The sequence below is a fragment of the Dyella sp. 333MFSha genome (assembly GCF_900102405.1).
GTDB lineage: Bacteria > Pseudomonadota > Gammaproteobacteria > Xanthomonadales > Rhodanobacteraceae > Luteibacter > Luteibacter mycovicinus.
On sequence record NZ_FNBR01000003.1, the window covers coordinates 68,104 to 89,009 of the forward strand.

The window sequence follows — 20,906 nt, forward strand, 5'->3', positions numbered from 1 at the left end:
ATGAACGCCCGCACCGCCCCGCCTGCCGATCATCCCGTCGTGAATGCCGATACCATCGTCCGTAGCGCGCGCACCGTGATCGTCACCGAGGCCGCGGCTATCCGTGCCCTGGAGTCGAAGATCGACGCCACCTTCGTCCGGGCCTGTCAGATGATTCTGACCTGCAAGGGACGCGTGGTCGTCTCCGGCATGGGCAAGTCGGGCCATGTCGCCCGCAAGATCGCCGCGACACTGGCCTCCACGGGCACGCCGTCCTTCTTCGTGCATCCGGGCGAGGCCAGCCACGGCGATCTCGGCATGATCCAGCCGGACGACATCCTGCTCGGTATCTCCTACTCCGGCGAGACGGACGAACTCCTCTTCATTCTGCCGGCGGTGAAACGCCAGGGCATCCCGCTGATCGCGATCACCGGCAACCCGAAGTCCTCGCTGGCTCGTCAGGCGGAGGTCAATATCGACGCCAACGTGCCGTCGGAGGCCTGCCCGCACGGACTGGCGCCGACCTCCAGCACGACCGCGGCGCTGGTCATGGGGGACGCGCTCGCCGTCGCACTCCTCGAGGCCCGTGGTTTCACCTCGGACGACTTCGCCCGCTCGCATCCGGCCGGCAGCCTCGGGCGCCGCCTGCTGCTGCATATCGCCGATGTCATGCATACGGGTGACGACGTGCCGCGCGTCGGCGTGGAAGCCTCCGTCAGCGAAGCGCTCGTCGAGATGACCCGCAAGCACCTGGGCATGACCGCCGTGGTGGATAACGAAGGACGTCTGCTGGGCGTCTTTACCGACGGCGATCTTCGTCGCGCCCTCGACGACGACGATGTCGATCTGCGCAACGCCACCGTCGGCCAGCTGATGACCCGCGGGCCCAAGACCATCGGCTCGGACAAGCTGGCCGTCGAAGCCGCCCAGCTTATGGAAAAACACCAGATCAACGCGCTGCTGGTCACCGACCCCTCCGGCCAGGTGGTCGGCGCGCTCAACATCCACGACCTGCTCCGCGCCCGCGTCGTCTGACGACCCGGTCCCGGCGCGCCTCGCGCGCGCCCTTTTCGTCCCCATATCGAAACCCATGGCCTACACCCACTACACCGACATCCCCGCCGATATCGCCGAACGCGCGGCCCGCGTTCGCGTCGTCGTCTTCGACGTGGATGGCACCCTGACGGACGGCCGCCTGTGGTACGCCGAGGACGGCCGCGAGACCAAGGTTTTCCACGTGCATGACGGTCTGGGCCTGAAACGTCTTCAGGAAAACGGCGTCAAGGTCGCCATCATCACGGCCCGGATCAGTCACCCGGTGTCGCTGCGCGCCGAAGAACTGGGCATTCCCCACGTCTATCAGGGTCAGAAGGACAAACGGGCCTGCCTCAACGCCCTGCTCGACGCCCTCCGCCTGACGCCGGACCAGGCCGCCTTTGTCGGCGACGACCTGCCGGACCTGCCGGCCATGGGCATCGCCGGCCTGGCCGTGGCCGTGGCCAACGCCCACCCCTGGGTGGCCGAGCGCGCCCATTGGCGCACCCGGCTGTCCGGTGGCTATGGCGCCGCCCGCGAGGTCGCCGACATGATCCTCGCCGCCCAGGGCAAGGCCGAAGCCGAACGGGACCGCTGGCTGTGAGCGCCTTCAACCTGCTCAAGGACCGCAGTACCGGCGGTATCGCCGGCATGCTCCTGGTCGCACTGGGCGCCAGCGTACTGCTCTATTACTGGGTCGCCCCGGAGAAGAAGCTGCAGGACTTCGTCGGTCCGCCGCGCTCGGGCTACGTCCTGACCAACTTCGACCTCGACTCCTACAACGAACAGGGCAAGCTGGCCTTCACGCTCATCGCGCCACATCTGGAGCGCCGCGAGGGTGACGATTCGCTGTACATCAATGCGCCCGACTTCGTGCTGCCCTCGACCAAGGAAGTCGACGTGCCGCCGTGGAAGGGGCATTCGCAGTACGGCTGGGTCAACAAGGACGGCAGCATGCTGAAGCTGCAGGGCAAGGTGCACATGGACCGCGTCGCCTTCGCGCAGACGCCGCCGGCCAGCATCGACACCTCCGAGGTCACCGCGTGGCCCAAGCGGAACTACCTGGAGACCGCCGAGGCGGCCCGTATCGTCCAGGGAACCTCTACAATGAACGGCGTTGGCATGCGCGCCAATCTCGATACCAAGCACCTGGAGCTTCTCGATGCAGTCCACACCACGTATCTGCCGCCCAAGCGCTAACGCGCTGCTTGCGCTGCTTGGCCTGGCGCTCGTGGCCAGCCTGCCGGCCGCCGCCAAGCAGTCCGATCGCAACCAGCCGGCCGACGTCGTCTCCAAGTCGTTCGATGGCTCCCAGCAGCCCAACGGCAAGGTGATCTGGACGGGAAGCGTCGTCCTGACCCAGGGCACCCTGAAGATCACCGGCAGCAAGGCGACGGGTTATTTCGACGCCGACAGCCAGCTCAACCGGGTGGTCGTCGACGGCAGCCCCGCCACCATCCATCAGCTGGACGATTGCGACCAGCCGATGGACGGCAAGGCTTCCAACATCGACTACAAGATCGACAAGGACTTTGCCGTGCTGACCGGCGGTGCCCATGTCAACCAGCCGGCGAAGGGCAGTGCCGATGGCGACAAGCTCACCTACAACACCCAGAACAGCACGATGACGGGCGAAAGCAACGGTCCCGCACCCGTACACATGACCTTCCAGCCGAAGAGCACCACGCCGGGCGCACCCGCCAAGGCGGCCGGCGCCTGCCCCACTCCGGCGGCCGCGGCCGCACCTGCCAGGAAGCCCTGACCCGATGCTTTCAGCCCAAGGCCTGCAGAAGCGCTTCCGCGCACGCAAGGTAGTCCGTGACTTCGCCTTCTCCATCCGCGAAGGTGAGGTCGTCGGCCTTCTCGGCCCCAACGGCGCCGGCAAGACGACCTGCTTCTACATGGTGGTCGGGCTGATCCAGGCCGACGCGGGCGTGATCAAGCTCGATCAGCAGGACATCACCGGCCTGCCCATGCACGCGCGCGCCAAGCTCGGCATCGGATATCTGCCGCAGGAAGCCTCGGTCTTCCGCCGCCTCAGCGTGTCGGACAACATCATGGCGGTGCTCGAACTGCGCGACGGCATGACGCAGAAGCAGCGCGACGACGAACTCGACAGCCTGCTCGACGAACTGAAGATCGCGCACATCGCCGATCAGAAGGGCATCAGCCTGTCCGGCGGCGAGCGTCGTCGCGTCGAAATCGCCCGGGCGCTGGCGGCACGCCCGCGCTACATGCTGCTCGATGAGCCGTTCGCCGGCGTCGATCCCATTTCCGTGGGCGAGATCCAGCGCATCGTGCGACACCTCAAGGAACGCGGCATCGGCGTGCTGATCACCGATCACAACGTCCGCGAAACGCTCGGCATCTGCGACCGCGCGTACATCCTCAACGACGGTGAGGTCCTCTCGCGCGGTACGCCTCAGCACATCCTCGCCGATGAGAAGGTGCGCGAGGTGTATCTGGGTCGTGAATTCCGCATCTAGAGCGCGTCACCGGCCATCTGCGCCGACGCGCAGATTCGGCCAGAGGTGCTAGCCGGCCGGACCGCTGGTTTGTGGAGGCCGCAAGGGGTTAGGATGGATTCGACACCTCACGCATCGAAGGCATGAAACCCGGACTTCAGTTTCGCCTGCATCAGCAGCTCACGCTGACCCCGCAGCTACAGCAGGCCATTCGTCTGCTCCAGCTGTCGCAGCTGGAGCTCGAAGCGGAACTCCGCCAGATCGCGGAGAGCAACCCGCTGCTCGAGTTTGCCGAAGATGCGGAATCCGACGCGGATGCCGACGGCGACGCCGCGGACGAGAACGGTTTCGACGCGGAGTTCCCGTCCCGCCAGGAGCTCCCGGCCAAGTCCTCGAAGGAGGACGAGTCCACCGCCACCCCGTCCGAAGAACTCGCCCCGGAGTGGGATGACGATCGCTTCCACGGCGAGGCGGGTGACTACGCTGGCGCCCCATCGCGTTCGAACGGTGGTGACGAAGACGGTTTCGAGCCGCAGAATGCCGCGCCGGAAAGCCTCCAGCAGCACCTGGAGTGGCAGCTCAATCTTTCCCAGTTCTCCCCACGCGACCACGCGATCGCCACCGCGATCATCCACGCGCTGGACGAGGACGGGTACCTGCGCGACGGGGTCGAGGCGGTGGAAGTCGCGCTGCCCGCCGAACTGCGGGCCAGTGCCGGGGAGATCGAAGCGGTACGCCAGCGCGTGCAGCGATTCGATCCCACCGGCATCGCCAGCCTCGATCTGCGCGACTGTCTGCTCTGCCAGCTCTCGCAGTTTTCGACCGAAACACCGTTCCGCGACCTGGCGATCCGTATCGTCCTTGAAGAGCTGGAGCTCCTCGCGCGAAACGACAGCGTCAAGATCGCCCGTCGGCTCAAGGCCGCCGAGAACGAGGTGGCCAGCGCCGCGGCGCTGATCCGCAGCCTCGATCCGCGCCCGGGCGCCGCGCTGGATGCCACGCCCGTCGAATACGTCGCGCCCGATGTGTACGCACGGCGGGAAGCGGGTCGCTGGACGGTCAGCCTCAACGCCGACGCGCAGCCCCGGCTGGGGCTCAACCAGCATTACTGCAACCTCATCGCCCGCGCGCGCGGCGACGACGCCACCTGGATGAAGGGCCAGCTGCAGGAAGCCCGCTGGTTGCTGAAGAGTCTGCAGTCGCGCGCCGAAACCCTGACCAAGGTCGCGGAAGTCATCGTCCGCCGCCAGAGCGCCTTCCTCGATTACGGCCCCGAGGCCATGCATCCGCTGGTGTTGCGTGAGGTCGCCGAAGAAGTCGGCATGCACGAATCGACGATTTCACGGGTCACCACCCGGAAATACATGCACACGCCGCGCGGCACCTTCGAACTCAAGCATTTCTTTTCCAGTGGCGTGGCGACGGAAGACGGCGGCAGCGCATCCGCCACCGCCATCCAGGCCATGTTGCGCAAGCTCATCACGGGCGAGGACGCACGCCGCCCCTTGTCCGACCAGGCCCTCGCCGAGGAGCTCCATCGACGCGGAATTCAGGTCGCACGCCGTACGGTCGCCAAGTACCGTGAAGCGATGCGAATTCCCAGCTCCAGCGAACGCGTTCGCGCAGGTTGAGAAACATCGGGGGGAACCCCGGCGGAGGTCCACGGTCTCATCAGTTCAGGCTTGAGGAGCGGCAACCCCGCCGTTCCGATCTCGTCGCCATAAGGCGACACCCTCAGCAAGAAGGAGGCGTCATGCAAATCCAGATCAGCGGCCAGCACGTCCATATCACCCCCGCTCTGCGCGAGCGCGTGGAACAGCAAATCGGCCGCTTCGAACGCCTTTTCGACAATATCAAAGCCCTCGACGTGGTCCTTTCCGTCGACAAGAACGAGCACAAGGCCGGAGGCACCCTGCACTGTGCCGGCACCCGGCTCCATGGCGAAGGCGTGGCCCGCCTGGAAGACGACAACAAGGGCGACACCCTTTATTCCGCCATCGACGCCATGATCGGCAAACTCGCCGACCAGCTTCGCAAGCACAAAGAGAAGCTGAAGGATCACCATAACGCCGAAGGCCGCGACGCGCGCGTTGCCAGCACCGACTGACGCGAGCGCCCGGCGGCCGCTCGCGCGCGCCGCCGGGCCTCCTCCCGCGTGTTGATGGCACAATAGCCCCAGCCGGCGCCCTCACGCCGGCTTCGCCATCTAAAGGGATCACACGCGTGGATCGGCTCACCGCCAGACAACTCTTCGACGGCGTCTACGAACGTATGGCGCTTCGCTGGGCCGCCGGCATGCGCGGCGAGGCCCGCGTGCTCGAGCCCAATGCCAAGCAGAGCCGCCGTCCTTCGCTGGTCGGCTACCTCAACGTGATCTACCCGAACAAGGTGCAGATCATCGGCACGGAGGAGCTCAACTACCTCGACGGCCTCGAATCGCGCCAGCGCTGGGAGGTCATCCACAAGATCGCCGCCTACCAGCCGGCCGCGCTGATCGTCACGAAAGATCAGTCGATCCCCTCCGACCTGCGTGAAGTCGCGGAAGAAACCGACACACCGCTGTGGCAGAGCACCAAGCGCGGCCACGAGCTGCTCACGTATCTGCAGTACCACCTGGCGCGGACGCTCGCACCCCGGGTCACGCTTCATGGCGTCTTCCTCGAGGTGTTTTCCATCGGCGTGCTGATCACCGGCGACCCGGGCTCCGGCAAAAGCGAGCTGGCGCTGGAACTCATCAGTCGCGGCCACCGCCTGGTCGCCGACGACGCGACCGAATTCACCCTCATCGCGCCAGACGTCATAGACGGCGCCTGCCCCGAGCTGCTGCAGGACCTCCTCGAGGTGCGCGGCCTGGGTGTGCTCAACATCCGCGAGATGTTCGGCCACACGGCGGTCAAGCCATCGAAATACCTGCGTCTGGTCGTGCACCTCAAGCCGTTGACCTCCGGTGAAGACATCGACGCGATGACCCGCCTTACCGGCGACGTCAGCCGGCGTAACGTGCTGGATGTGGACGTGCCCAAGATCACCATTCCCGTCGCTCCCGGCCGTAACCTCGCGGTGCTGGTGGAGGCGGCCGTGCGCAATCACGTGCTCAAGAGCAAGGGCATCGATCCCGCACAAACCTTCATCGACCGGCAGGCGCACCAGATGCGCCGCCTGCCGCCGTGGTGACCGACGTGACCGAGCAAACCATGAGCCCCATCGTCGAACCTGGCGCCATCCATCTGGTCGTCCTTACCGGTATGTCCGGCGGCGGCAAGACGGTCGCCCTGCGTGCGCTGGAAGACCTCGAGTTTTACTGCGTCGACAACATGCCCGCCGAGCTGATTCCCCAGCTCGTCGCCGCCGTCAGCCAGGGCGAGCACGGACCGCGCCGTCGCATCGCCGTGGGCGTCGACGTGCGCAACCGGCGCATCGACCTCTCGCGCATGCCTCACGTGCTTTCCGAGCTTTCCACGGCGGGCGTCCACGTCCATCTGATCTTCCTGGACAGCCGCGACGACGTCCTGATCAAGCGCTACTCCGAGACCCGCCGCCGTCACCCGCTGGCGGCGGAAAAACTCTCGCTGGCCGATTCCATCGCCGAAGAGCGCCGCTTGCTGCGGCCCCTGGTCTCGATCGCGGAAAAAGTCATCGACTCCAGCGACCTCAACGTCCATCAGCTGCGACGGCTGTTCGCCACGGGATACGCCGCCGCCTCGGACGGCACGACACTGCTCTTCGAGTCGTTCGCCTACCGCCGTGGTTTGCCCTCCGACGCCGATTTCGTCTTCGACGCCCGCTGCCTGCCCAACCCCCACTGGGACCCCCGCCTGCGCCCGTTCTCGGGCCGGGACCTCCCCGTACGCGAGTTCCTCGACGCGAATCCGCTCGTGGGCGAGTACTATGCGGACGTCGCCCGCTGGCTCGACACCTGGTTGCCGCGCTTCGAGGGCGAGGATCGTAGCTATGTCACGGTCTCGATCGGCTGCACGGGCGGACGTCACCGCTCGGTCTATCTGGTCGAGAAGCTGGCCCAGCATTTCCGCTCGGAACGCGGCAACGTACTTACCTTTCATCGCGAGCTAGAGTGAGCCATGACCCAGCCCATGCCAGTACGAGAAACCGGGCGATGAGCGTCGGCGTCCTCCTCATGACCCACGAAGCCGTCGGCAAGGCGCTGATTTCGGCGGCCCGCCACGTCATGCCCAAGCTGCCACTCGAAGTCGATGCCGTCGAGGTTCCACCCAGTTCGGATCCGGACGTCATGCGGACGCTGACCGCGAAGCATGCGCGCGACCTCGACCACGGTGACGGCGTGCTGGTGCTCGCCGACCTTTACGGCGCCACCCCGTGCAATATCGGCCTCTCGCTGGCCGAGCTGGGCGTCCACCTGCGTTGCGTATCCGGCCTCAACCTGCCGATGCTGCTTCGTGTCCTCAACTATTCGGAAAAATCGCTGACCGAACTGGCCGACATCGCGGCCGCTGGCGGTCGCGGAGGGATCTTCATCGACCATGCTTGAACGGGACATCGTGGTATCCAACCGGCTGGGCCTTCACGCTCGTGCTTCAGCCAAGCTCGTACAGCTGGTGGCGGGGTTCAAGTCGACGGTATGGCTGATCAGCAAGGGGCGTGAAGTCAACGCGCAGAGCATCATGGGCGTCATGATGCTGGCCGCGGGCATGGGCACCTCGCTCGTCGTGCGCGCCGAGGGTGAAGATGAAGAAGCCGCGCTCAACGCCGTGGTCGATCTGTTCGATCGCAAATTCGACGAGGGTGCCTGAACGATGATGCCGCCGCACAGGACGAGCCCCCCATGAGATACGTGCTGACCGGCACGCAAGCCGCCCGGGGCATGGCCCTCGGTCGCGCGCGTCTGGTCCAGCCGAGCATCTACGCCGTCGACACGCGGATGCTCGAGGACAACGAAATCGCTCCCGAGATCGAGCGCCTGCACAAGGCGATCGATACCGCCCGCACGGAGTTGCGTGAGCTGCGTGGCAAGCTGCACGGCGCGCTGGCCCGCGAAGTCGGCGATTTCATCGACGCGCACAGTCTGCTGCTCGATGACGAGGAACTACTGCGCGGCCTGGACGAACTCGTCGCCGTCGGTCACTACACCGCGAGTGCCGCGCTCAAGATGCAGCGCGATCGTCTCGCGGCGGTGTTCGACGCCATGAACGACCCCTACCTGAAGAGCCGCGGCGAGGACATCGACCAGGTGATCGGCCGGGTCATGTCCGCCCTGCTCCAACAGTCCAGCCGCGAAGAACGCAAACTGGCCGCCCGCGTGGGCGAGATCGTCGTCAGCGATACCGTCGCTCCGGCGGATATGGCCAGCATGGCGGGACAGGGCATGCTCGGCGTCATCGCCAGCGCCGGCAGCATCTACTCGCACAGCGCGATTCTCGCGCGCAGCTTCAACCTGCCCATGCTGGTGGGCACGAAGGACGCGCTGGCGACGATCAACGACGACGACCTCGTACTGATCGACGCCGAACACGGCGAAGTCATCGTTCATCCCACCGCCCAGGACCTCGCCCGTTACCGCCAGTGGCAGCGCCAGGCCGCCGCGGAGGGCCGTCGCCTCGCCGCGCTGGCCACAGCGCCGACGCTGACCCGCGACGGTGCTCACGTCCGCCTGTATGCCAACGCGGAGCTTGCCGGCGATATCACCCTCGCCCGCTCGCGCGGCGCCGACGGCGTCGGCCTGTACCGTTCGGAATTTTTGTTCCTGCGCCAGCGCGGCCTGCCTTCGGAAGAAGAGCAGTTCGTCGCCTATCGCGACGTCGTCCTCGGCATGGGTGGCCTCCCGGTCACCATCCGCACGCTCGACCTCGGTGCGGACAAGGCCGACTCCGCCGGACTCGCGATCCGCGGCGAAGACAACCCGGCACTCGGCGTACGCGGCGTCCGTCTGTCGCTGCGCTATCCCGACATCTTCAGCGTGCAGCTGCGCGCCATTCTGCGTGCCGCCTGTTACGGCCCCGTGCGCATCCTGGTACCGATGATCACCCACCTCGGTGAGATGACCGAGGTGCGACGGCTGATCAAGAAGGCACGCGAAGACCTCGCCCGCGCCGGTCAGGAATTGCCTGAGCGCCTCGACATCGGCGCCATGATCGAAGTACCCGCCGCCGCTATCGGCGTCACATCGATCCTCGAGAAGGCCGACTTCCTCGCGATCGGCACCAACGATCTGGCCCAGTACGTGCTGGCCGCCGATCGCAACAACGACGCGCTCGACGGCATCTACGATCCGCTCCAGCCAGCGTTCCTGCGCCTCATCGCGCATGTCATCGCCAGCGCCCGCCGCGCGAAAAAACCGGTAAGCCTGTGCGGCGAGATCGCGGGAGACACGCAGTTCACCGCGTTGTTGCTGGCGATGGGGCTGGAGGAGTTCAGCATGCACCCGGGACAGTTGCTGCAGGTTCGCGACCGGCTGACGCAGCTGGACTGCCGTGCGCTCCGGCGTGCGGCGCCGCGCCTGTTCCGTGCGCACACCCGCGACGATGTCGAAGCGCGGCTGCAGGAAGTCGAAGCGCTGCAGGACGGCTGCGCCGAAAGCTAGGATTACCGCTGTACTGTAGGAGCGAGCCTGCTCGCGACCCAATGCACCTCAGTCTGGTCGATCGCAGGGCTCGGCTGCGCCATCGCTTTCGTCCTTGCGCGCTGAGGCAAGGGAGTCGCCGGCTGCCATGCCTGTCGCTACGTCCTCCTACGGCCTTCGCCTTCGTGCGGAAGCGCTCCAGGCACGGCAGCCGACGACTCCCCTCGAACGTGGCATCAAATTGAAGGGCGAGCACGAAGAGATCGTTCGCAGACACGGTTGAAGACCCCCCGGCGTCCAGACGGGCCAATGAGGTTCATCGTGCGAGCGACGGTGGCACGCGTTGCGTTTTGGCGTGCGACAACTCGCGGCGGAGTGAATCGCCAGCGGGGCCGGCTCCTACATGAGCCGGTTTGCCTCAACGGTAGGAGGGGCGTCGCCGGCTGCCGTTTCTGGAGCGCTTCCGCACGAAGGCGAAGGCCGTAGGAGGACTTAGCGACAGAAATGGCAGCCGGCGACGCCCCTGCCCTAAGGCGAGGCTTTGAAGCGAATGCGAGGGCGAAGCCGAGCCCCGCACCAGAAGAAAAAAAAAGCCGCGATCGCTCGCGGCCTTTTCCGTGAAGCGATACGAACGACTTATGCCGCGCGCACCTTCTTCATCGCTTCCGCATTGCGCACCACGTTCGCGCGCAGCTCTTCGCTGTCGAAGTCATCGACCGAGATGAACTCGGCGACACCGTCACGCACACGCTGCAGCAGGTCGCGCTCCGCGGCGTTGATGGCGCCCAGCTTCTCGGCTTCGGCAAGCTGCTCGTTGTACGTGTGTGCCTTCAGCTGACCACCCTTGAGCGCCTTGACGAACTTGCGCTCCACCGGCTCGGCGGCGATGACGTCCGGCAGCAGCGCATTCATGCGACCGACCGTGTTGTTTTGCGTTGGCGTCAGGTAGCTCCACGTGGTCAGACGATCGCGGGCTTCGCTGGGCGCCGTGATCAGCGCGGCGACGCGACGGCCGAGGCGATCCGACGGCGGCACTTCGCGACGACCGAACGGGAACACCAGCGCACGCAGGAGCCAGGCTACCGGGCGGACCGGGAAGTTGCGGATCACGCCGTCCAGCGCCATCTGCATGTTCCACACGCACTGGTGGAACGCCCACGCCAGCAGCGGACGATCCGCTTCCGGACGGCCCGTGTCTTCGTAGCGCTTGAGCATCGCGCTGGCGATGTAGAGGTACGAAAGCACGTCACCCAGACGGGCCGACAGCTTTTCCTTGAACTTAAGCTTTCCACCCAGCACGCCCATGGCGACGTCCGCGCAGAGTGCCAGCGCGGCGGAGTAACGGTTGAGCTTGCGGTAGTAACGACGGGTGTACGCATCGCCCGCGGTGTCGCCGATCTTCGCCGCGGTGATGCCCAGCACGAAGCTGCGGATCGCGTTGGAGAAGCCGAAACCGATGTGACCGAACAGCGCCTTGTCGAAGGTCTTCAGACGCTCGCGATAGTCCGCGATACCGAGGGCCTGCATTTCCTTCAGGACATAAGGATGGCAGCGGATGGCACCCTGACCGAAGATCATCAGGCTGCGCGTCATGATGTTCGCGCCCTCCACCGTGATGGCGATGGGCACCGACTGCCAGCCGCGACCCATATAGTTCTTCGGACCGAGGATGACGCCCTTGCCGCCGTGCACGTCCATCGCGTCGGATGCGATCTGGCGGCACCATTCCGTGGCGTGATACTTCGCGATCGCCGACGGTACGGCCGGCTTCTCACCGCGGTCGACCGCGGCGGCCGTGGCACGCGACAGCGCCTGCATGGCGTAGGTCAGGCCGCCGATACGGGCAAGTGCTTCCTCCACACCTTCGAAACGGCCGATGGCGAGGCCGAACTGCTTGCGCATACGGGCATAGGAGCCCGTCGCCGAGACCGCCATGCGCGACGCGCCCGTGGCGTTGGACGGCAGGGAGATGGCGCGACCCACCGACAGGCACTCGACCAGCATGCGCCAGCCCTGGCCGGCCATGTGCGGACCGCCGATGAGGACGGACAGCGGCACGAACATGTCCTTGCCGTGCACCGGACCGTTCTGGAACGGAGTGTTGAGCGGGAAATGGCGACGGCCGATTTCCAGCCCCGGGGTTTCGCGCGGCAGCAGCGCCAGCGTGATGCCGAGGTCTTCCTTCTCACCCAGCAGCTTGTCCGGGTCGTACATGCGGAAGGCCAGACCGACGATGGTCGCGACCGGCGCCAGCGTGATGTAACGCTTGTCGAAGGTGAGACGGATGCCGACAGTTTCTTCGCCGTTCCACATGCCCTTGGTGACGATGCCGAAATCCGGAATCGACGTGGCGTCCGAACCTGCGTACGGGCCGGTCAACGCGAAGCACGGGATTTCACGGCCGTCGGCCAGACGCGGCAGGTAATGGTTTTTCTGCTCGTCGCTGCCGTAGTGCATCAGCAGCTCGCCCGGTCCGAGCGAATTGGGAACGGCCACGGTGGAGGCGACGGTCTGCGACATGCTGGACAGCTTCTGCAGCACGGCCGAGTGAGCCAGCGCGGAGAAGCCGAGGCCGCCATAGCTCTTGGGAATGATCATGCCGAAGAACTTGTTCTTCTTGATGAACTCCCAGACGTTCGGCGGCAGGTCGGCCAGTTCGTGGGTGATCTGCCAGTCGTCGATCATGCTGCAGAGTTCTTCGACGGGGCCGTCGAGGAAGGCCTGCTCTTCGGTCGAGAGTTCCGGCTTCGGCTGGCGGAGCAGTTCCGACCATTCCGGCTTGCCGGAGAACAGCTGGCCCTCGAAACCGACGGTGCCGGCTTCGAGCGCGGTCTGTTCGGTATCGGACAGCTTCGGCGTCACCTTGGCGAACATCGACAGCAGCGGTGCGCTGATCTTCTTGCGGCGGAAATCCACCATCAGCAGCGGTGCGGCGATGAGCGCCAGCAGGATGAGCAGCACGACGGTGGTCACCGGCGCGCCGGCAAGCAAGCCGACGACGACGATGGTGACACCCGTGGCGATGGCCCACGTCTTCAGGGACGTGCGGTGGTAAGCGCAGGCACCGGAGGCGATGAGCGCCGCCAGCACAACCAGGATCGCAGACATCGGAATCACCTCGTTACAGTCGAACAGTGGAAACAGCGGATAGACAATGCGTGAAACGGTGGATCAAAGCTCGAGCATGAAGCGCGCGATCTCGCGGGTGAACGCGTCGTTTGCGTCGCCGGCGACCATATGGGTCGCATCATGCAGTGCCACGTGGCGCGCATGCGGCACGAGGCGAAGGAATTCTTCCACGGTGTGGCTGGAGACGACGTCACTGCGCGTACCGGAAAGCAGCAGCACGGGGACGTCGACGTTGGCGGCGGCCTCGAAAAGCCGCGGCTGGTAGCGCTCGCTTTCGGCCACCACGCCGTCGAGCAGAGCCGGATCCCAGTGCCAGCGCAGGCGTCCGTCACCACCCGGCCGCAGCAGCGGCTTCAGCTGCGACTCCGTCTTGCGCTCGCGGCGCTGCGGCAGGTACGCCTCGATGGCCGAGGCCGCCTCGTCGTAATTCGCGAAACCGTCAGGGTGCGCACGCATGAAGCCGAGAATACGTTCGACCCCGGCGGTTTCCCAACGCGGCGTGATGTCGACGAGGACCAGCGCCGAAAACGGCGACGCCCCGCCGGACTCGCCCGCCGCGATCAGGCCGAGCAGACCACCCATCGAGGCCCCGACCAGGACGGGAGGCCGGCCGTCCGGCGAGGTCGCCACGCCGGCCACCGCAAGCAGGTCGCCGACGAACTGCTCCATGTGGTATTCGCCTCGCGGGACACGCTCGCTCTCACCGTGACCCCGGGCGTCGAAGGTGGTCGCATCGAAGCCCTGCGCCGCCAGCGTACGTGCCGCGCCGGTCCAGGCGTGCCGGGTCTGCCCGAAGCCGTGAGCGAACAGCAGCCCCGGCGAGCGTTCACCCGGCCAGCGCTCGGTCGCGAGCACGATCCCGTCGATCGAGACGAGACTCGCCTTGGCGGAACTGATGTGGACGGGATCGGCAACCATACGGCGGAGTATGTAGCGGGTCGACGGGTGCGTCAATACGCCCGCGTACGGTCATGCAATAACAGCCAAGTCAAGGTCTTATGCAGCATGCACCGAAGGGCACGGATTGCAAACGGCGACGGCTCCGCTACCATGCGCCGATGAACGACGGTGCCAAGAACGAACGAGTCCGCCTCTCCGCCGAAGACTGGGAAGACGGCGCCCTGGCCCTTATCGCCGAGCAAGGCGTCGGCGCCCTCGCCGTCGAGGCGCTCGCGCGCCGGCTCGGCGTGACCAAGGGCAGCTTCTACTGGCACTTCCGCACGCGCGAAGCCCTGCTTCAGGCCGCGCTGGAGCGTTGGGAAGAGTACGGCGAACGCGAGGTGCTGGCCGAGATCGAGCGCATCCCTGACCCGCTGAAGCGCTTTCCGGAGCTCTTTCGCCGCGTGGCCCACGAGATGCAGCCGCATCGCGTCTACGCGGCCCTGCTCAAAGCGCTGGATCATCCGCAGGTGGTGCCGGTGATGTCGCGCGTGTCGCAGCGGCGTATGGAGTTCCTCACGCGGCTGTATCAGGAAGCGGGCCTGGATCCCGTGGTGGCGCTGCACCGTGCACGGCTGACGTATGCCGCCTATGTCGGGTTCCTGCAGCTCAACTTCACGCTGGGTCTGCCGCGCCTGAGTCATGAGGAGTTCGATGCGTATGTCGAGCACATGATTGCGACGTTGACGCCGGCGCATGTGAACGACTGAGGCGAGAGGGTCGCGCGCGATGCGCGCTCCTACAGGGGTACGGCTCGATTTGTTGCGCCGTGCCTTGCCAATACCACGAAGCGCAAACTACTGTCTTCAGGGACTTTTACCTGGAGACCACAACGGATGCGTTCGAACGGCAGTTCTCTTGAAGCATTGAACCGATGGGTGGACGAGGTCGCAAGGCTGACCGACCCCGCCTCCGTTCGCTGGTGTGACGGCTCGGAAGGCGAATACGCCGACCTCATCCAGACGATGCTTGCCAGCGGCGATCTCGTGCCGTTGAACGAGGCGACCAACCCGCGCAGCTATCTGCATCGCTCGCATCCGTCCGACGTCGCGCGCGTCGAACACCTGACCTTCGTCTGCACGCCGAAGCAGGACGATGCCGGTCCGAACAATCACTGGATGGCGCCTGCGGACGCGCACGCGAAGATCGACGCCCTGTTCGCCGGCGCCATGCGCGGGCGCGTCATGTATGTAATTCCCTATTGCATGGGACCGATCGACTCGCCGCTGTCCCGCTGCGGCGTGGAGATCACCGACAGCCCGTACGTCGTCGCCAACATGCGGATCATGACGCGCATGGGCGCCCCTGCCCTGGCGCGGATCGAGCGCGAAGGTCGCTTCGTCAAAGGACTCCATTCGACGGGCGACCTGGACCCGGAACGCCGCTTCATCATGCATTTCCCCGAGGAGCTGTCGATCAAGTCGATCGGCTCCGGTTACGGCGGCAATGCGCTGCTCGGCAAGAAATGCCACGCCCTGCGCATCGCCAGCTATCAGGCACGTCAGGAAGGCTGGCTCGCCGAGCACATGCTTATCGTCGGCATCGAGAACCCGCAGGGTGAGAAGCACTACATCGCCGCGGCGTTCCCATCCGCCTGCGGCAAGACCAACCTGGCCATGCTGATTCCGGCCGAGGGTTACCGGAAGGCGGGCTGGAAGGTCTGGACCGTGGGCGACGACATCTGCTGGATGACGCCGGGTGCCGATGGGCGCCTCTGGGCGATCAATCCCGAGGCGGGGTATTTCGGTGTCGCACCGGGCACGAGCGCGGGTACGAACCCGACCGCGCTGGAGACCCTGGGACACGATGCGATCTTCACCAATGTCGCGCTGACCGCCGACAACCGGCCGTGGTGGGAAGGCCTCGGCGACGGCGAGCCGGTGACCGACTGGCAAGGCCGCGCGTTCGATCATGCCAATGGCCCTGCCGCGCATCCCAACTCGCGCTTCACCGTCAGCGCCAGGCAGTGCCCGAGCTGGGCGCCGGAGTCGGAAGACGCGGCAGGCGTCCCCATCTCGGCCATCGTCTTCGGCGGACGTCGCCCCTCGCTGGTGCCGCTGGTCTTCGAAGCGAAAGACTGGGCGCACGGCGTACTGATTGGCGCGGCGATGGGGTCGGAAACCACGGCGGCGGCGACCGGTGCGGTCGGCGTGCTTCGTCGGGACTCCATGGCGATGAAGCCGTTCTGCGGCTACAACTTCGCCGATTACTTCGCGCACTGGCTGTCGTTCGACAAGCCGGGCGCGAAACTCCCGCGGATCTTCCACGTCAACTGGTTCCGCAAGGATGGCGAAGGGCGTTTCATGTGGCCCGGTTATGGCGAGAACCTGCGGGTACTGGACTGGATGATTCAGCGGGTCGCCGGCAAGGCCGAGGGTGTCGAGACGCCGATCGGGGTGGTTCCCGCGAAGGGCGAGCTCAATACGAATGGACTGACCGTTGCGCCCGCGACGCTCGACGACCTGCTCCACGTCGATCTCGAGGGCTGGTCCGAAGAACTCAGGGCGATCGACCTTTATCTCGATGGGTTTGGCGAACGGATGCCGGCGCGGTTGAAAGCTGAGCGGGTACGCGTCAGCGAGGCTTTGCAGAAAGCCATGGAGACCCGGGAAACCCATGTAGCCTAGAGCCAGCGCCCTGTAGGAGCGCGCCTCGCGCGCGAAGGCCGCCCCCGACGCGGCCTGACTACGGCATGCCCTTCGCGCGCAGGGCGCGCTCCAACGGTGGCGGCGTGGCCGCCCCCTGTTAAACCGTTTTCCCCTTGCCCGCATCCAAGCTGGCAAGATGAATGCCCTATGCCTCGCCGCCACGTCCTTCATGCAGCCTGAGCTGCCCGTCGCATCGACCGATGACGACGTCGTGCGCGCGGCGATCGGTGGCGACCGCAAGGCTTTCGAGACGCTTTACCGTCGGCACGCCGACCGGGTCTACGGCGCGGTACTGCGCCTGGCCGCCTTCGATCACGCCCGTGCGGAAGACCTGACCCAGGAGGCCTTCGTCCGCGCCTGGCAGAAGCTGGAAAGCTTCCGCTTCGAAAGCGCCTTCGGCACGTGGGTCTACCGTCTGGCCGTGAACGTCGCACTCATGTCCATACGCGCCCGCAACGCCGACCCCGTCACCATCATGGACGACGAACATCTGCCGGACATCACGTCCACCGACAATCCCGTCCGCGCCATCGAGCGCGACGAGCTGGAAAAGGCCATCGCGGCACTGCCACCGCGAGCCCGCGCGGTCCTCGTACTGCACGACGTGGAAGGCTGGAAACACGAAGAGATCTCCATCGAGCTGGGCATGGCGGTGGGGTCTTCAAAAGCACAGTTACACCGTGCGCGCGGGCTCCTCCGCCGTGCACTGGGAGAGACGCCATGAACGAACTCGACTATCTGCGCCAGATGCGCTCGCTCAACCGCCCGGTCACGCCGCATCGCGACCTGTGGGCCGATATCGACGCCCGCCTCGGCGAAGCGCCTGCGATCGCTCAGCCGCGCCGGCGTCGCGCACAGCCCTGGCTAATGGCCGCCGCCATCGCCGGTGTCGCGGTCCTGAGCGGCGGCGTCGGCCTTCATCTGGCCAGGCCCACCGGCAGCGATGGCATGGCCAGCACGACGCAGGCCTGGAAGCCGGCCGATCCGCGCCTGTCCGGCGCGGCGGTCGAACTCGACGCCGCCCACATGGAGCTCACTCAGGCCATGAAGGACTCCCCCGACTCACCCGCGCTGCAGCGCCTGCTGCTACGCACCGAACGCCAGCGCGATCGTCTGCGCAATTTTGAAAAGCAAGCCGGCTAACGCGAACAGCCAGGACAAACCGCTATGAAAACGCTCTACCTCACTCCCCTGCTGCTGGCGCTCTCGATCGGTCAGGCATTCGCCTCGACACCGATCAACCTGTCGAAAGACATCCGTCCGACCGCGAAGGTAAGCATCGACAACGTCAAGGGCGAAGTCACCGTGACCGCCTGGGACAAGAACCAGGTGCAGGTCTCCGGCACGCTCGGCGACGGCGCCCGTCCGCTCGAGATCGAAGGCAACGACCAGAACGTCGACATTCATGTCGATGGCGACGAGAAGAAAGGCAACTGGTTCAGCTGGGGCAACGACACCCGCATGCAGCCCACGGTACTCAACGTGCGCGTGCCGCGCGGCGTGTCCGTCGATATCAATGTCGTGAGCGCCCCCGTCAGTGTCGACGGCCTCGACGGCGGCAAGATCGACATCAACTCCGTGAGCGGTCGCATTCGCGCCAACCTGCGCTCACCCAACGTCAGCATGCAGACCGTGAGCGGCACGATCGACCTCGCCGGTCGTTCGGACAAGGCCGAACTGCAGACCGTCTCCGGCGACATCACGGCACCTCAGGTCACGGAGCGCGTCGAGGCCCAGACGGTCTCCGGCCGCATGACGATCGGTGGCGGTCCATGGAAGGAAGCGAGCTTCAGCACGGTCTCCGGGGACACCCAGGTCACCGGTGGCCCGGCACGCGACGGCAAGATCAACGTCGACTCGATGAGCGGCGATGTCCAGCTGCAGCTGCCGACCGACACCTCGGCAAAGCTCGAGGCCTCGACCTTCAGCGGCGAGATCCGCAGCGACTTCGGCAGCCCGTCCAAGGGTGACGATGGTCCGGGTAAGGAGCTGAAGACCACCCTGGGCGGTGGCAACGGTTTCATTCACGTCGAGTCGTTCAGCGGCGACGTGCGATTGAGGGGCCAGGGGCGCTGAGGCGCTTCGATGGGTGAAGGACGGAGTTGTTTTTTCGGCTCGGCTTCGCCATCGCCTTTGGCTTTGTCGCGGCGTGCGGTGTCGCGTTGAAGAGCCGGCGGATGCCACCCTCGCGTCCACGCCTGCGGCGATCCCTCAGGGAAGGGCCGCTCCGCGGCCGTATTTCAATGGCCTTCGGCCGGGTCGGGCTCCGACGGGGGGTTTTCGAGTCGGCTGTCCCTGCCTCCCCGAAAACGGCCGGTCATCCCTGACCGGCCCCCTGCGGGCCTCTTCCAGTCGGAGCCCTCGCCTGCGGCTACCGGACGCGAGGGTGGCACCCGCCGGCTCTTTCGGGGACTGAGGCAGCGTGGGGTCGAGCGGCGGTTCGCTTCGTTGGCTGGGAACGCTCGCTTGCCTGGGGTGCATGGCCTCGTTCGCCTTAGTAAGGCTGAGGGTTCGCGAACAGGGTTCGCTCCTACCGCACGGCGACCGCAATGGGGGGATACATGGCGGCCTGTAGGAGCGCGCCCTGCGCGCGAAAAGCCAACGAAGCGAAGAAGCCACACCCCGCTCGACCACCAACCCACCTCAGTACACCAAAGAGACGGCGGGGGTGACCCTCGAGGCCGGTAGCCGCAGGCGAGGGCTTCGACTGGACAAGGCCGCGCAGGCGGGGCCGGTCAGGGATGACCGGCCGTTTTCGGGGAGGCAGGGACAGCCGACTCGAAAACCCCCAGGCGAAGCCCGACCCCGCCCGTAGCGCAATAAGCATACGGCCGCGATAGCGGCCCTTCCTTGAGGGGTCGCCGCAGGCGTGGCCGCGAGGGTCACCCCCGCCGGCTCTCCAACACGACACGACACGCCGCGACAAAGCCAAACGCGATGGCGCAAGCCGAGCCCAGCCATTGCCGCCAAGCCGGCCAGCCGCCGCGGGATCGTCAGCAGGGCCGGCGTCCACCGGATGGGCTGCCATCCGCAGCGCCATAAACGAAGAACCCGCCTTGCGGCGGGTTCGTTCAGAGGTCCTGGTGGTACTGGACGTAAGGTGTTCGCGAGGAGTCAGGCTCGGGACCCGCCGGGGTCGCGGGGGCGTTGCCCGAGGACCAGACGTTCTGTGCACCGACCGAGAGCTCGCCACGCCATGGCAGGCGGAAGGTGACGCCGAGGTCCACCGCGCTCCAGCGGCGATCCGGGTTCAGGCCATTCACGATGTTGGCTTCCGGCTGCATGGTGCGGCCGGTGATGGCGCCCGACACGGAGCCGCGATCGACGCCGAAGCTCAGCGCTTTCTGGTCGACCGAGCCGATGCCCAGCAGATTGCCCGGCAGCAGGCGGATGCGGCCGACGCTGGCGCCGACGTCTATACCGCTGCGCGCACCGAGATCGACCCTGCCATGGGCATTGAGCTCGGTGCTGGACGAAAGGGCGCTGATGGGAAGGCCCGATGCGGTCGACAGGCCCGGCAGCACGCGCGGGAGCGCCGCGCCACCACCCGTCGGACGGCTCGAGCCAACCCCCAGACCGAGGCTGTAACCCGTACCACGGTAGGTCGCGCCGACTTCGCTGCCGACGATGCGCGGCGGCGCGCCCGGCGTGTAGCAACGGTTGTCGAGGCCACCCGGCGCCGCGGCGGCGCAGGATTCGGCCGAGTTGGCCCAGCCCTGTCCGCTGACACTGGCATGGGCCTGGAGGCGCGGGCCGAGATCGTACTGCAGGCCACTGGACAGGAACGGGCCGGCATCGACCGCGTGGAGGGCCAGCGGCTTGCTGGGATCGGCGCGATCGTCAACCTGGATGGCGAGCATCCGGCCATCGGGCGCGCGCCACAGCGGCAAGGAACCCTGGCTCGTCTGCGCGTAGGCGTCGGGCTGCTTGGCCAGCAGACGGGACGCCGTGGCGTCCGGACCCACCGGCGCACTCTGACCTGCCGCGGCGAGCGGCATCAGAAGTAGCAACGTGAGTAAGGATCGGCGCATGTCGGGTCTGGTCGTAAGCGGCTGAAGGTTTCCTCCCCGTGCCCTCGCCTTCAGCCCGGCGAGAACGACCCGACTATACCCCGTTTTACTTTTTACTAACACCCCGGGAGGGTCGAGGTTCAGGAAAAAGATTACCTGCCGTTTA

Annotated in this window: 20 protein-coding genes; 17 read left to right on the plus strand and 3 right to left on the minus strand. The window is 66.2% G+C overall.

The window, feature by feature from the left end; genetic code table 11:
- The 12 genes from BLT40_RS13650 (at position 1) to ptsP (ending at position 10,035) form a co-directional block, all read left to right on the plus strand.
- Positions 1-1,014: a KpsF/GutQ family sugar-phosphate isomerase gene (locus BLT40_RS13650; RefSeq protein ID WP_090354040.1), complete on the plus strand. Its 1,014-nt coding sequence runs from the start codon at positions 1-3 to the stop codon at positions 1,012-1,014.
- 55 nt (positions 1,015-1,069) lie between these two features.
- Positions 1,070-1,618: a KdsC family phosphatase gene (locus BLT40_RS13655; RefSeq protein WP_090354043.1), complete on the plus strand. Its 549-nt coding sequence runs from the start codon at positions 1,070-1,072 to the stop codon at positions 1,616-1,618.
- Positions 1,615-2,214: an LPS export ABC transporter periplasmic protein LptC gene (lptC, locus tag BLT40_RS13660; protein ID WP_239708968.1), complete on the plus strand. Its 600-nt coding sequence runs from the start codon at positions 1,615-1,617 to the stop codon at positions 2,212-2,214. Before BLT40_RS13655 ends, lptC begins: the two co-directional genes overlap by 4 nt.
- Positions 2,177-2,776, plus strand: coding sequence for a lipopolysaccharide transport periplasmic protein LptA (gene lptA, locus BLT40_RS13665; protein WP_052191132.1), 600 nt, complete (start codon positions 2,177-2,179; stop codon positions 2,774-2,776). Before lptC ends, lptA begins: the two co-directional genes overlap by 38 nt.
- 4 nt (positions 2,777-2,780) lie before the next feature.
- Positions 2,781-3,500, plus strand: a complete 720-nt coding sequence (gene lptB / locus BLT40_RS13670; protein ID WP_036115655.1) for an LPS export ABC transporter ATP-binding protein — start codon at positions 2,781-2,783, stop codon at positions 3,498-3,500.
- 122 nt (positions 3,501-3,622) lie between these two features.
- On the plus strand, positions 3,623-5,110 hold the full coding sequence (locus BLT40_RS13675; RefSeq protein ID WP_090354046.1) for an RNA polymerase factor sigma-54: 1,488 nt from the start codon (positions 3,623-3,625) through the stop codon (positions 5,108-5,110).
- Between the two features lie 122 nt (positions 5,111-5,232).
- The gene (gene raiA / locus BLT40_RS13680; RefSeq protein WP_036115658.1) at positions 5,233-5,586 is read left to right on the plus strand and encodes a ribosome hibernation-promoting factor, HPF/YfiA family; all 354 of its coding nucleotides are present in this window, start codon (positions 5,233-5,235) and stop codon (positions 5,584-5,586) included.
- A gap of 116 nt (positions 5,587-5,702) precedes the next feature.
- Positions 5,703-6,653, plus strand: coding sequence for an HPr(Ser) kinase/phosphatase (hprK, locus tag BLT40_RS13685; RefSeq protein ID WP_036115660.1), 951 nt, complete (start codon positions 5,703-5,705; stop codon positions 6,651-6,653).
- Positions 6,654-6,673: 20 nt separating this feature from the next.
- A complete protein-coding gene (rapZ, locus tag BLT40_RS13690) occupies positions 6,674-7,555 on the plus strand; it encodes an RNase adapter RapZ (RefSeq protein ID WP_176167863.1) in 882 nt (293 codons plus the stop codon).
- A gap of 38 nt (positions 7,556-7,593) precedes the next feature.
- Positions 7,594-7,986 carry a PTS sugar transporter subunit IIA gene (locus BLT40_RS13695; protein WP_043692529.1) on the plus strand — a complete coding sequence of 131 codons (393 nt, stop codon included), beginning with the start codon at positions 7,594-7,596 and terminating at the stop codon, positions 7,984-7,986.
- A complete protein-coding gene (locus BLT40_RS13700) occupies positions 7,979-8,248 on the plus strand; it encodes an HPr family phosphocarrier protein (RefSeq protein ID WP_079522447.1) in 270 nt (89 codons plus the stop codon). The genes BLT40_RS13695 and BLT40_RS13700 overlap by 8 nt, the downstream gene beginning before the upstream one ends.
- A 32-nt stretch (positions 8,249-8,280) precedes the next feature.
- Positions 8,281-10,035: a phosphoenolpyruvate--protein phosphotransferase gene (gene ptsP / locus BLT40_RS13705; protein ID WP_079522446.1), complete on the plus strand. Its 1,755-nt coding sequence runs from the start codon at positions 8,281-8,283 to the stop codon at positions 10,033-10,035.
- 615 nt (positions 10,036-10,650) lie between these two features.
- Here ptsP and BLT40_RS13710 read toward each other — a convergent pair.
- Positions 10,651-13,122, minus strand: coding sequence for an acyl-CoA dehydrogenase (locus BLT40_RS13710; protein ID WP_090354049.1), 2,472 nt, complete (start codon positions 13,120-13,122; stop codon positions 10,651-10,653).
- A gap of 63 nt (positions 13,123-13,185) precedes the next feature.
- Positions 13,186-14,061: an alpha/beta hydrolase gene (locus BLT40_RS13715; protein WP_090354052.1), complete on the minus strand. Its 876-nt coding sequence runs from the start codon at positions 14,059-14,061 to the stop codon at positions 13,186-13,188.
- A 140-nt stretch (positions 14,062-14,201) separates the two neighbouring features.
- On the opposite strand from BLT40_RS13715, the gene BLT40_RS13720 reads away from it, so the two are divergent.
- The 5 genes from BLT40_RS13720 (at position 14,202) to BLT40_RS13740 (ending at position 18,806) form a co-directional block, all read left to right on the plus strand.
- Positions 14,202-14,792, plus strand: a complete 591-nt coding sequence (locus BLT40_RS13720; RefSeq protein WP_036115672.1) for a TetR/AcrR family transcriptional regulator — start codon at positions 14,202-14,204, stop codon at positions 14,790-14,792.
- Between the two features lie 126 nt (positions 14,793-14,918).
- A complete protein-coding gene (locus BLT40_RS13725) occupies positions 14,919-16,709 on the plus strand; it encodes a phosphoenolpyruvate carboxykinase (GTP) (RefSeq protein WP_090354054.1) in 1,791 nt (596 codons plus the stop codon).
- 190 nt (positions 16,710-16,899) lie between these two features.
- Positions 16,900-17,454: an RNA polymerase sigma factor gene (locus tag BLT40_RS13730; protein ID WP_036115678.1), complete on the plus strand. Its 555-nt coding sequence runs from the start codon at positions 16,900-16,902 to the stop codon at positions 17,452-17,454.
- Positions 17,451-17,873 carry a hypothetical protein gene (locus tag BLT40_RS13735; protein WP_079522442.1) on the plus strand — a complete coding sequence of 141 codons (423 nt, stop codon included), beginning with the start codon at positions 17,451-17,453 and terminating at the stop codon, positions 17,871-17,873. Before BLT40_RS13730 ends, BLT40_RS13735 begins: the two co-directional genes overlap by 4 nt.
- A 24-nt stretch (positions 17,874-17,897) precedes the next feature.
- Positions 17,898-18,806 carry a DUF4097 family beta strand repeat-containing protein gene (locus BLT40_RS13740; RefSeq protein WP_090354057.1) on the plus strand — a complete coding sequence of 303 codons (909 nt, stop codon included), beginning with the start codon at positions 17,898-17,900 and terminating at the stop codon, positions 18,804-18,806.
- 995 nt (positions 18,807-19,801) lie between these two features.
- Here the strand turns inward: BLT40_RS13740 and BLT40_RS13745 are convergent.
- A complete protein-coding gene (locus BLT40_RS13745; protein ID WP_090354060.1) occupies positions 19,802-20,761 on the minus strand; it encodes a hypothetical protein in 960 nt (319 codons plus the stop codon).
- Between the last annotated feature and the right edge of the window lie 145 nt (positions 20,762-20,906).